The organism is Streptomyces sp. NPDC001381 (assembly GCF_042895685.1).
Classification (GTDB): domain Bacteria; phylum Actinomycetota; class Actinomycetes; order Streptomycetales; family Streptomycetaceae; genus Streptomyces.
Map to the genome: position 1 here is coordinate 124,074 of NZ_JBIAWO010000006.1, position 12,477 is coordinate 136,550.

Sequence of the window (12,477 nt, forward strand, 5' to 3'; positions counted from 1 at the left end):
ACGCGTGCCTTTCGGTGGTTCAGGTAGTGCCCGCCCCGCCGGCCCTCGGTTCGGCGGGGCGGCAGGCCGGCGGGGCGGGGGTCTTCAAGCCGGATACGGCTTTCAGGTCCGGATGCGGAATCCTGCGCTCAGCTGCTGCTCCCGTCGTGAGCTGGGGCCGACGCGGAGCATGAACTCGCCTGGTTCGACGACGCGGCGGTTGTCGGCCGTGACGAGTGAGCACTGCGAGGCAGGGATGCTGATGGTGGCGTCCAGGGTTTCGCCGGGAGGGATCTCGACCTGAGTGAACGCCTTCAGCTCCTGCTCGGCCCAGGTGACGCTGGTGGTCAGGTCGCTGATGTACGCCTGGACCGTCTCCAGGGCCGGACGGCTGCCGCTGTTGGTGAGTCGTACCGTGGCGTTGACTGTGCCGTGAGCGGGGACGTCCGGGTCGTGCACGACGAGGTCGGAGTAGGTGACCGTGGTGTAGGTGAGGCCCTCACCGAACGCGAACAGGGGGTCCTGGGTGAGGTCGGCGTAGCGTTGGCCGTGCTGACCGCGCACCTGGTTGTAGAAGACCGGTTGCTGTCCGACGTGGCGTGCGAAGGAGACCGGGAGCCGGCCGCTCGGTTCGATCAGTCCGAAGAGGAGTTCGGCGATGGCGCGGCCACCGCGCATGCCTGGGTTGAACGCCTCGATGAGTGCGGCCGCGTTCAGTGCCGGGTCCGGGAGGGTGCTCGGCTTGGACTGGGCGAGTACGACGATCATGGGTGTGCCGGTGGCGGCGACCGCCTCCAGCAGCGCGATCTGGCCTCCCTGGAGGTCGAGCGTGGCTGTGGAGCGCACTTCGCCGGTGAGGGCGATGGTGTCCCCCACGACCACTACGGCGTAGTCGGCGGCCTCCGCGGCGGCGATGGCCTCCAGAAGCTGGGCCTGATCGACCAGGGCGGGGGTGAAAACGTCCGGCTGTGGCTGGCCGTCGGGCCCGGTGGACCACCCCGTGTCCTGGTCGGGGCTTTCGATGTCGGCTCCGCGGGCGTGCGTGATGGTCCAGTCGGCGGGTGCGACGGCGCGCAGGCCGTCGAGCACCGTCTCCACCAACTCCCGTGGATGTCCTTCGGGCATCCACGGAACCTGGCCGGTCGCACCCGCCCAGTCGCCGAGCATGGCTTCCGTGCTGTCGGCGTTGGGGCCGATGACCGCGATCGTCCGTGGTGTGCCCCTGTTCGCGGCGCGGCCGGTCCCGTCGGAAGTCAGCCCGCCTTCGAGGGGCAGGATCCCCTCGTTGCGCAGCAGCACAAGGGAGCGTCGGGCGGTCTCGAGGTTGAGGTCGGCGTGTTCGCGGCAGCCGATCACCTGCGTCTGCCGCTGGGGGTCGGGTGTGCGGGGGTCCTCGAAGAGACCGAGTTCACACTTCAGCCGCAGAACCCGCCGTACCGCGTCATCGATCTGCTTCTCTTCGACCAGACCGCGGGCGACCGCCTCCTGCGCACCCTCGAAGAACGCCGGTGTGGCCATGATGAGGTCGTTGCCGGCGTTGACGGCGACCGCCGCCGCCTCGGCGTAGTCGGCGCAGGTCCGCTGGTCGTAGACCATCCGGCCGACGTTGTCCCAGTCGGTCACCAGCGTCCCGCTGAAGCCCCACTCGCCCTTGAGCACATCGTTGATCAGCCACTCGTTCGCGGTGATGGGCACCCCGTCGATCGACTGGTAGCCCAGCATGAAGCCGCGGCAGCCAGCCCGAACCGCCTGCTCGAACGGGGGCAGGAACCACGAGCGCAGCTTGCGTGGACTGAGATCGGCTTCGCTCGCGTCGCGCCCGCCCAGGGTCTCGGAGTAGCCCGCGAAGTGCTTGGCGTACGCCAGTACGGCCGTCGGGTCGCTGAGGCCCTCCCCCTGGTAGCCGCGCACCATCGCCGACCCGAGTTCACCGATCAGGTACGGGTCCTCGCCGAACGTCTCGTTGATGCGGCCCCAGCGCAGGTCCCGGGTGATGCACAGCACTGGGGAGAACGTCCCGTGGATTCCGGTCGCTGCGATCTCGGTCGCTGCCGCACGGGCGACCCGGTGGAGCAAGGAGGGGTCCCAGCTGCAGGCCATGGCCAGCTGGGTCGGGAAGATCGTCGCGCCCGGCCAGAACGAGTGGCCGTGGATGCCGTCGTCAGCGGTCAGCAACGGAATGCCGAGCCGTGTCCGCCGGGCCAGTTCCATGGCCTCCGGCATCAGGTCTGGAGACACATGCAGGACCGATCCGGCCAGCTTGGCCGAGACGATGTCCGCCAGGTCCCCGTGCTGTGCGTCGAGCATCAGCAGTTGCCCGACCTTCTCCGGCAGGGTCATCCGGGACAGCAAGTCGTCGATTCTCGCTTCCACGGATGCTTCCGGATCCAGGTACACGGCGGAGTGGACCGGCTGTCCCACGTTGTTCTCCAAGAGATGAGTTGTCACAGGTCAGAGAGTTGGCAGGCGACGGCGAGCGCTTCGTCGCAGCGACGCCGCCGCCTGCCGCGGCGGGGGTCGTGGACTGTGCGTCCGCCGCGACGGGCGGGACCGATGCCGCAGAGGGCGCCGGGGCGTCACTTCAGGCCGGTGGTGGCGATGCCGGCCACGAACTGGCGCTGGAAGAGGAGGAAGACGATCATCACCGGCAGCAGGACGACCACGGCGCCGGCGAGCAGGATGCCGAAGCGGGTGAAGGACTGTCCGCTGCTGGCCAGGGCGAGACCGACGGGGAGGGTGTACTGGCTCTCGTTCTGGGCCACGACCAGGGGCCACAGGAAGTTGTTCCAGGAGCCGAGGAAGGTGATGATCCCGAGGGTGGCGAGGGCCGGCTTGGCCAGCGGAAGGATGATCTTCGCGAAGACGGCCAGTTCGCGGCAGCCGTCGACGCGGGCGGCGTCGATGAGTTCGTCGGGCAGGGTGGAGATGAACTGCCGCATCAGGAACACCCCGAAGGGGCCGGCCAGGAACGGAAGGATCAGCCCGACCAGGGAGCCGGTCAGCTGCATGTTGGACACCAGCACGTACAGCGGTACGAAGGTGACCAGGCCGGGGATCATGAGCGTCCCCATGACCAGCAGGAACACGGCGCGCTGTCCGCGGAACTCCAGCTTGGCCAGGGCGTAGCCCAGCATCGAGCAGAAGATCAGGTTCCCGGCGGTGACGGCGAGGGCAACGATCACGGAGTTGGCGAACATGCTCGTGAAGTCGAGCGTGCTGAACAGCTCACCGTAGTTGGCGGTCGTAGGCGCCGTGGGAACCAGGACGGGCGGCACTCGGCGGATGTCGGCCTCGGGTTTGAAGGAGCCGGAGAGCATCCACAGAAACGGCGCGATCATCAGCAGCAAGGCGCCGGTGAGCGGTATGTACAGCCAGGGTTGGCCCCAGGTCTGCCGGACGCGGCGGTGCCTCAGGCTGCGGTCCGGGCCCGGCTGTGCCGTCGGAAGAGTGGAGAGGGTGCTCATGGGGCATCAGTCCTTGTCTCGCAGCACGCGGAACTGCAGCACGGTCAGCGCCACGATGAGGACGAAGATGACGTAGCTGGCGGCCGACGCCATGTCGTAGTTGCCGTTGCCGAACTGGTTGTAGGCGTACAACGTGGCCGACAGGGTGGAGTCCAGCGGCCCACCACCGGTCATCACGAACGGCTCGTCGAAGAACTGCAGATAGCCGATGCCCGTGGTCACGGCGGTCAGCAGCAGGGCCGGACGCAGGAGCGGGAAGGTGACCCGCCAGAATCGCTGCCAGGGCCCGGCGCCGTCGAGTTCGGCCGCCTCCATCAGGGACTGCGGGACGGACTGCAGACCCGCCAGCATGATGATCATGACGGTGCCGAGGTTGCGCCACACCGCCATCACGATCATGACGGGCAGAGCGAAGCGGGTATCTGCCAGCCAGGCCGGGCCGTCGATCCCGAACCAGCCCAAGACGAGGTTCACCAGTCCCGCGCGCGGTTCGAGGAGTGTCTTCCACACCACGGCGACGGCCACGATGCTGGTGATCACCGGTAGGTAGAAGCCGACGCGGAAGACGGCACGGAAACGGCGGATGCCGCGGTCGAGGGCGACCGCCGCCGCAAGCCCGGCGGCCAGCGTCAGGGGCAGGGCCACCAGGACGAACACGGCCGTGTTGCGCAGGGCCGTGAAGAACTGATCGTCCTGGAAGAGCCGCACGTAGGTGTCGAGGCCCGTGAACGACACGTTCAGCGGGGTGCGCAGGTCGGCGCTCTTGGTGTCGGTCAGGCTCATCAGCAGCGACCACACCACCGGCACCAGCATGAAGGCCGCGAACAGTGTGAGGAACGGGGCGGCGAGGATCCAGGCGGCCCGCGCCTGCCTGCCGCGCGCCGTGCTCCGGAACCCGGAGTGCCGGCGATCGGCACTCCGCTGCGGCCCCGCGGTGCTCTGCTTGTGGGTGTCGCCCCGCCCAGGGAGCGTTTTCGTGGACATGGATGTCATCCGTCCGTACGAGGGGTCCTCACGCGGCGGCACTCAGCGGCCGGTGCCGATGCTGCTGGCCTTGGACTGCAGCGTCTTCTGCACTTCGGCGACGGTGGCCTTGCCGAGGATCAGCTTCTCCAGTTCGGAGTCGATGGCGTCGGCGATCTGCTGCCAGGTCGTGATGGCGGGCGGCGCCTTGCTGACCTTGAGCTGCTCGTCGAACGCCTTCATGTTCTCGTCCTCGGTCAGCTTCCCCTCCGACCACGCCTGGGGCGAAGGGGGCAGACTGCCGGTGGCCTTGGCATAGGTCGCGAGGTTGGCGGGCTCGGTCAGGAACTGGGCGAACTTCCATGCCGCGTCGGGGTTCTTGGCGTCCTTGAACACCGCCAGGTCGCTGCCGCCGGCGAACCCGGCCGGCTGCTCGGAGTACGGCACCGGCATGGTCTTCCACTTGCCGTCCAGCTCCGGGGCGTCCTTGTGGAAGCTGCCGCCGGCCCACGCACCCTCCTGGTAGACGGCGATCAGCCCGTCCCGGAAGCCCTGCACGTTGTCCGACCTGTCGGTGGGCGCCAGGCCCTCCTTCGGGACGCTTGCGTAGTACTCCAGCGCCTTGGCGACCTCGGGCGAGTCGAAGATGAACTTCCCGGTCTTGGCGTCGTAGATGTCACCGCCCTGCTGCCAGACCATCGGTACCCAGAAGATCCAGGAGTTGAAGCCCATCACCAGCCCGCTGGCATGACGCAGCTTGGGGTTCTGCTTGCCGGCGGTGGCCTGAATGGCCTTGAGATCCTTGAGGAATCCGGCCCGGTCGCCAGCCAGGGCGCCCTTGATGCCGGCCTTCGTGGTGATGTCGGTCCGGTAGTAGATCGCTTGGGTGTCGGCGATGAACGGGACGCCGTAGGAGGTGTTCTTGTACTTGGTGGTGTCCCACTGGCCGGGGTAGAAGTCCGACGACTTGATCGATGCCGGGGTGGCCTGGAAGGCGTTCATGGCGGCCATCTCGGCCATCCAGGTGGTTCCGACCAGGGACATGTCCGGTGTGTTGCCGCCGGCGACCGCGGTGGTCAGCTTGTCGTGGGCGGCGTCCCAGGGAACGGCAGTGATCTTGATGTCTGCGTCCGGGTTCTCCTGCTCGAACTTCTTGGCCAGGTCCTTCAGGTTCTCGTCGGGGTCGCCCATGGACCACATGACCACGGTTCCCTTGGCCTTGCCGGCGCCGAGTTTCGCGGGCGCATCGTTGCCGGGGCCGGAATCCTCGCTCCGGCCGCAGCCGGTGGCCACCAGGGCTGCTGTGACGGCGATGCACAGGGTCTGGACGGTTCTGACAGCGTGACGGGTGGTTATACGCATGGTGCGGCTCCTTGCCGTTGAGCTTTACAGAGGCGGGGGGCGGCGAAGTGCGGGAGCGGGCGGACGCCCGGATGGGTCAGCACACGAGCGGAGACCGTCTGCGGTGGCAGCGGCGTCGGCGGTCAGGCGCAGGTCGCGGCTGGAGCATCCGACGCGGAGGGGCAGCGGCCGGGCGGGTGTGCCAGGCGCACCGTTCGGCGTCCCGGAACGGGACGAGCAGATGGAACGGTGCATGTGGGTGGTGTCGCCTGAGCGCAGGCGCAGCCGCTGGGGGTTGTGAGGAAGGCGAGGCTGAAGTGGTTCGCCGAGGTTCGAGGAGATGGGGGCGGTGCGTCACCGGCAACGCACCGCCCAACTGCGAGGCGCATGACTTGCGCATCGCGATGACGTGGCGTCAGTTGGAGCTCGGCTGTAACGTCGAGCCACGGACAACGAGGCTGGTGGGAACGATGCGCGAGGAGGCCGCCTCGGGCGATCCACGCACGTGGTCGAGCAGCAGACGCGCCGCCGCCTCACCCATTTCCCGCATCGGCTGGCGGATGGTGGTCAGGGCCGGGTAGGTGTACGACGCCATCTCGACGTCGTCGAAGCCCACCACGGCGACATCCTGCGGAACCCACAGACCGGCCTCGTGCAGGGCGGCGAGCACGCCGGCCGCCGAGGGGTCGTTGTGTGCGAAGACCGAGTCGAACTCCAGGCCGTCCGCGAGAGCGCGTTTGACCGCGCTTCGGCAGCGTTCGAAATCGAAGTCGCCGCAGACGATGGCGCGTTGGTCGATCTGGATCCCGGCTTCCGTGTACACGTTGACGAAGCCGTCCAGCCGTTCCCGAGTACAGCCGAACGTCTCGGGACCAGTCAACACCAAGGGACGACGGCGCCCGATCTCCAGCAGGTGCCGCGCGGCCTGTTCACCCCCCTGCCGGTTGGTGGTGGCCACGTAGGGGAATCCCGGCCGCTGGAAGCGATCATCGATCAGCACGACCGGCAGCCCCGCTTCGTGCAGCTCCGTGATGTACCCCATGGCGCCCTCGGGCTCTATCACCAGCAGCCCGTCGAACGACTTCGCAGCGACCTGCAGACCGAGCCTGCGCAGTGACTCCTCACCGCGGTTCCAGGTCAGCATGCGCAGCCCGAAGCCCTCGGTCTCCAGCGTTTCGACGACCGCCTGCACGATGCCGGCCCAGGCCCAGGCCATGTCTGGGACCAGCATGCCGATCATCTGTGTGGTGCCGCGTGCGAGCCCGACTGCTCCGGCGCTCGGCACATAGCCCAGCTCCGATATCGCCTTGCGGACCTTCAGGACGGTGTTCTCGTTGATCTCGCCTTTGCCGTTCAGCACTCGCGAGACCGTCGTCTTGCTGACGCCGGCCCGTGAGGCCACGTCGGCGATGGTGACTCCCATGCCACCTCCTCTCACTCCACGCAGAGGCGGAAGATGTTCTCCCGCACCGAAGGTGCCGATCGTACAGAGATCGGTGGGAACCGGTACCGGCAGCGGTTCCGGAACCGGTTTCGGTACCGGTTCCGGCAGTGAAGCACCGCGAGGCTCGCCCCGTCAACACACCGGAAACAACTCGTTCACGGGGAAGCCGTCAGACGTCCTCGGGAGCGGGGAGTTCGCCGGAACCGCGGGCGAGGTAGCGGGTGGGCAGCACACGGTGACGGGTCGGGCCGCCCTCGCCCTCGAGTCGCTCGAACAGCAGGCCCGCGGCCTCCCTGCCGATCGCCGCGTGATCCTGGGCGATCACCGAGATGCCGGGGTCGAGCAGGTCGGCGAGGGGCAGGTCGTCGAAGCCGATCAGCGCCACACGTCGCTGGAGCTGAAGCTCCTGCAGGGCCATGCGGGCCCCGATGGTCAGGAGGTTCTGGCCGGAGACGAGTGACGTGGGCGCGTGGGGTAGCGCCAGGAGCCCGCGGGTGGCCTCCCGGGCGGCTTCCGCACCGTGCAGGCCGCGCCTCACGAGAGAAGGGTGCAGGACGCAGCCCACCTCGGCCAGCCCCTCCACGAACCCGGCGTAGCGCTCTTCGGCGGTCCAGATCGAGCGGAGGTCCCCGAGGAAGGCGATGCGTCGGTGCCCAGCCTCGTTCAGCCTTTTCACCGCCGCCCGCACACCCGCACGGTTGTCCACGGTGACGGTGTCCACCTGCGGCGCTGTGGTGCGGCGGTCCACGCAGACGACGGGTGTGCCGGCGCGGCGGGCCGCGTCGAGGTCGGTGTCGTTCTGACCGGTGGGCACCACGATGAGGCCGTCGACCCGGCGGGCGGTGAACGTCCTCAGCAGGCCGCGCTCCCGGACCGGATCCTCGTCGGTGGACCCGGCCAGAAGCAGCATGCCGCGCTCGGCGGCGGCGTCCTCCACCGCACGGTGCAGCGCGGCGGAGAAGGGGTTGGCCGCGTCCTCCAGGACCAGGCCGAGCGTGTGGGTGCGGCGGTCGGCCCGGCGCAGGCTGCTGGCCGTCAGGTCCTGGCGGTAGCCGAGCAGCTCGGCGGCGCGCGTCACCCGTTCCGCCAGGTCAGGGGTGACGGGCTTGCCGTTGATGACCCGCGAGACCGTGGCGATCCCGACCCCGGCCATGGTCGCGACGTCGCGCATGGTCGCCGATCGCCGACCTGTGTCGTTCTGCTCGCTGGACAACGTTTTCTCCCGAGGATCAGTGGCACGGTGCAGCCGCGCTCATCCTCGCATTCAGGAGTTTTCGCGCACAGGGTCTGGACTTCGGCGACATGTGCCCGTACGTTCGGCGAAACGTTTCCAGTCGCTGGCTGGAGCTGCCGGTGCGTGCTGCCACCACAGCCGCTCGCCCGTTGCCTTGGACGAGGCCACGGCGCAGCCGTCGCCCGTACCCCGACACGCGTAGCCGCCCGCACCCGCCACGCGTCGCTCGTCAGTCCCCTGCGGCTGAGCCGAAGCCCGTACGCCTGCAAGGAGCGCCATGTCCAGAACCGTTCGTCCGCGCCGCAGACTCCTGGCCGCACTGGCCGTCCTGTCCGGGCTCGGCCTGGTCGCCGCCTCGCCGGCCTCGGCCGACACCCTCTACCACGAGAAGTACCGCCCCCAGTTCCACTTCACCCCGGCCCAGAACTGGATGAACGACCCCAACGGCCTCATCTACTACAAGGGCAAGTACCACCTGTTCTTCCAGTACAACCCGTCCGGCGACACCTGGGGCAACATGTCCTGGGGCCACGCGGTCAGCACCGACCTCGTGCACTGGAAGCAGCTTCCGGTGGCCATCCCCCAGGACGACCAGGAGATGATCTTCTCCGGCAGCGTCGTGCTGGACAGGAACAACACCACCGGTTTCGGGACCGAGAAGAACCCTCCGCTCGTCGCCGTGTACACCAGCGCGCAGAAGGCCTCCGGCAAGCAGCAGCAGGCCCTCGCCTACAGCACCGACGGCGGCACCACCTGGACGAAGTACTACGACAACCCGGTGCTCGACATCGGCTCGAACGACTTCCGCGACCCCAAGGTCTTCTGGTACGCCCCCACGCAGCGCTGGCTGATGGCGGTCTCCCTCGCCGACCAGCACAAGATCGCCTTCTACAGTTCGGCCGACCTCAAGCACTGGACACACCAGAGCGACTTCGGCCCGGCCGGCGCCACCGGCGGGGACTGGGAGTGCCCGGACCTGTTCCCGCTGCCCGTGGACGGCGACCCGAAGAAGACCAAGTGGGTGCTGGCCGTCAACCTCAACCCCGGCGGCATCGCGGGCGGCTCCGGCGCCCAGTACTTCGTCGGCGACTTCGACGGCAAGAAGTTCACCTCCGACGACGCCGGCACCACCTACACCCCGCCGAGCGGCACCGTGATGCAGGACTTCGAGTCGGGCTCGTTCGGCGACTGGAGGGTCACCGGGACCGCGTTCGGCAGCGCGCCGGCCGCCGGGGCGGTGGACTGGCAGTCGGAGGTCACCGGCATCGAGGGCAAGGCCTTCGCCAACAGCTTCCACGGCGGCGACGGCTCCACCGGCACGCTGACCTCGCCCGAGTTCACGGTGAGCAGCAACTACATCAACTTCAAGGTCGGAGGCGGAGTCCACCCGTACGACCCCCATGCCGTCCTGGGCGACCAGTCGGCCCCTACCGGTGAAACCCTCGCCGACTTCGAGGGCAGCACCTACACCAGCCCCATCGGCGACTGGACCACCACCGGCGATGCCTTCGGCAGCGGACCGGCCCAGGGCGCCATCGGAGACCAACAGCAGGTCTCCGGCTACCTCGGCGACGGACTGGCCAACAGCTTCCACGGCGGCGACGCCACCACCGGCACTCTCACCTCGCCGGCCTTCACCATCGACAAGAAGTACCTGAACTTCCTCATCGGCGGCGGCTACCACCCCGCGAGCTCCGACGCCCCCACCGCGGTGGAGCTCGTCGTGGACGGCAAGGTGGTGCGCTCCGCCACCGGATCCAACGGCGAAGCCCTGAACTGGGCCTCGTGGGACCTGTCCGACCTGCAGGGCCAGCAGGCCCAGATCAAGGTCGTGGACGACAACACCAGCGGCTGGGGCCACCTCAACCTCGACCAGGTCGTTCTCTCCGACGATCAGATCAAGCCCGCCTCCACCGAGACCGGTGTCAACCTGCTGGTCGACGGCAAGGTCGTCCGGAGTGCCACCGGCGCCGACTCCGAGAACCTCGACTGGACCAGTTTCAACACCATGGCCTACAGGGGCAAGAAGGCGCAGATCCAGATCGTGGACGCCAACTCCGGAGGCTGGGGACACGTCCTCGCCGACCAGTTCACCGCCGCCGACAAGCCCGCCCTGTCCACCACCCAGCGCGCCCACTGGCTCGACCACGGCGCGGACTTCTACGCCGCCAACACCTGGACCGACGCCCCGGGCGGCCGCCGCGCCATGATCGCCTGGATGAACAACTGGAACTACGCGCAGGCCATCCCGACCTCCCCGTGGCGCAGCGCCGACACGTTCCCCCGCCAGCTCTCCCTGAAGACCGTGAACGGCAAGGTCCAGCTGATCCAGCAGCCGATCCGCGAACTGACCGACCTGCGCGGCTCCGTCACCCGGATGCCCAGCACGCGCGTCACGAACACCACCGCCCCGCTCGCGGTGCACGGCAGCAGCCTGGAACTCCGGGCCGACCTCGCCCCCGGCACCGCCGACCGCTCCGGCCTGGACGTCCGCACCGGCAACGGGCAGCGCACCCGCATCGGCTACGACACCGCCACCGGCGAGGTCTACATCGACCGCTCCGCCTCCGGCGACACCGACTTCGACCCGACCTTCACCGACGTCCAGCGTGCTCCCCTCGAGCTCCACGGCGGCCAACTGAGCCTGCACATCCTCGTCGACGCCTCCTCCATCGAGGTCTACGCCGAGAACTCACGCGGCGAACAGGTCACCCTCACCGACCAGATCTTCCCGGACCCCTCCAGCAGGGGTGTCGGCGCCTTCGCCGAAGGCGGCACCGCCACCCTCGACCATCTGCGGGCGTGGCAACTGAAGTCCATCTGGCCCTGACGGGTCCTCAAGCCTCTGCGCCGGACGGCTGGAGCCGCTTCCGGCGCACAGATCGACGCCGTCGTCCGGCCACCAGCAACGGCGCGATCGTCCTAGCCGGCACAGGAGTCCCAGCGCCTCGCCCACACCAAGGCCCAGGCCCAGCACTGCGGTACCGAAACGATCCTTTCGAAGTCTCTTGCAACGGTGCCTGCAGACAAGGGCACCACCCAGTCGGAGCAAACGATCAGTGATCCGAGGTCCGGTGTTGGACCGGCAGTACCCGGACGACCGTCCCTGCCGGCTGACTCGCGCAGCTGTTGGTTCTCGATTTACAGGACGTGTAAGACCCGTACCAGCTGCTGGACGTCCGTACGCAGCCGGTCGCGCTCGGCCCGCAGGGGTGAGCTTCGACCCTGATCACCCCGGGCGGTGAACTGCCGGCCGGGTGAGCCGGTCAGAACAAGGCCATCGTGCCCAGCGGCCCCCTCAACGTCTCGTCGGCCGGCTCGTCGGCCTCCTCGAACTCCGGTTGTGCCTCCGGCGTCGGCGGGTCGACGATGGCCGGCGCACCTGCGGCGGACCCGAGGGCGTCGCCGAACGCCTCAGGCCGCTCGGGTCTGGTCATCCCGCCACATACGAGCCCTTACCGCGGGCGCTCACCATCCCGGCCGCGATCGACCGGGACCGGAACTCGCGCTCAAGCCGGGGCAGCGTTCGTCTGGTACGCGAGTCGGCAGGCCGCGGAGACCCCTCCGCCGACGACATGTCGGCCGTCGTCGCACGACGGCGCCTTCTTCGCTTCGACAAGTGCGCGCGTCAGGCGCCGAAGCGTTGATGGAATTCGTCGGCCACGGCGCCGCCTGCCAGCTCCACCAGGTGGATCACCACCGGGTGGACCACCAGTCCCGTCACTGCTTCCGTGAGCGCGGGCAGGTGGCGGCTGAACCAGCGACGGACGTACGCCATGGTGGACAGACCGTCGGCGTCGGGGGCGGTGGCGGACTCCTCCAGTTCGTCGAGCAGTTCCCGCGCCCGGTCCGCCTCCGGGGCGTCCTGTGGTACGAGCGCGCGTACACGAGCGAACTCGGCGTGCAGCTCGGCCAGTTCCCGTTCGGTGACCGGGGTGGTCGCGGCCGAAGCCACCTCGAGGCGGGTCACGGTGTTGTCCCGGCCGACGACGAGTTGTCCGGAGACGTCGTCGGCGCGCACGTCGTAGCGGTCGCCTTGGCTGTCAGTCATG

Annotated in this window: 9 protein-coding genes; 1 reads left to right on the forward strand and 8 read right to left on the reverse strand. The window is 68.6% G+C overall.

Annotation, left to right across the window (positions count from 1 at the left end):
• Positions 1-102: 102 nt before the first annotated feature.
• From ACFY2L_RS26510 to ACFY2L_RS26535, 6 genes are all read right to left on the reverse strand, one after another.
• The gene (locus ACFY2L_RS26510; protein ID WP_390662235.1) at positions 103-2,400 is read right to left on the reverse strand and encodes a glycoside hydrolase family 3 N-terminal domain-containing protein; all 2,298 of its coding nucleotides are present in this window, start codon (positions 2,398-2,400) and stop codon (positions 103-105) included.
• Positions 2,401-2,555: 155 nt separating this feature from the next.
• A complete protein-coding gene (locus tag ACFY2L_RS26515; protein ID WP_390823599.1) occupies positions 2,556-3,443 on the reverse strand; it encodes a carbohydrate ABC transporter permease in 888 nt (295 codons plus the stop codon).
• A gap of 6 nt (positions 3,444-3,449) precedes the next feature.
• Positions 3,450-4,436, reverse strand: a complete 987-nt coding sequence (locus ACFY2L_RS26520; RefSeq protein ID WP_390823600.1) for a carbohydrate ABC transporter permease — start codon at positions 4,434-4,436, stop codon at positions 3,450-3,452.
• 33 nt (positions 4,437-4,469) lie between these two features.
• Positions 4,470-5,768 carry an extracellular solute-binding protein gene (locus ACFY2L_RS26525; RefSeq protein WP_390823601.1) on the reverse strand — a complete coding sequence of 433 codons (1,299 nt, stop codon included), beginning with the start codon at positions 5,766-5,768 and terminating at the stop codon, positions 4,470-4,472.
• Positions 5,769-6,162: 394 nt separating this feature from the next.
• Complete coding sequence (locus ACFY2L_RS26530) at positions 6,163-7,170, reverse strand: LacI family DNA-binding transcriptional regulator (RefSeq protein WP_390662159.1); 1,008 nt, start codon at positions 7,168-7,170, stop codon at positions 6,163-6,165.
• A gap of 190 nt (positions 7,171-7,360) precedes the next feature.
• Positions 7,361-8,362 (reverse strand): LacI family DNA-binding transcriptional regulator, encoded by a 1,002-nt coding sequence (locus tag ACFY2L_RS26535; RefSeq protein WP_390823602.1) that lies wholly within the window; start codon positions 8,360-8,362, stop codon positions 7,361-7,363.
• Positions 8,363-8,702: 340 nt separating this feature from the next.
• On the opposite strand from ACFY2L_RS26535, the gene ACFY2L_RS26540 reads away from it, so the two are divergent.
• On the forward strand, positions 8,703-11,255 hold the full coding sequence (locus tag ACFY2L_RS26540; RefSeq protein ID WP_390823603.1) for a GH32 C-terminal domain-containing protein: 2,553 nt from the start codon (positions 8,703-8,705) through the stop codon (positions 11,253-11,255).
• Positions 11,256-11,691: 436 nt separating this feature from the next.
• On the opposite strand, the gene ACFY2L_RS26545 is transcribed toward ACFY2L_RS26540, so the two are convergent.
• Both ACFY2L_RS26545 and ACFY2L_RS26550 read right to left on the reverse strand, forming a co-directional pair.
• Positions 11,692-11,862: a hypothetical protein gene (locus ACFY2L_RS26545; RefSeq protein ID WP_390823604.1), complete on the reverse strand. Its 171-nt coding sequence runs from the start codon at positions 11,860-11,862 to the stop codon at positions 11,692-11,694.
• A gap of 191 nt (positions 11,863-12,053) precedes the next feature.
• A complete protein-coding gene (locus ACFY2L_RS26550; RefSeq protein ID WP_390823605.1) occupies positions 12,054-12,476 on the reverse strand; it encodes a hypothetical protein in 423 nt (140 codons plus the stop codon).
• Between the last annotated feature and the right edge of the window lies 1 nt (position 12,477).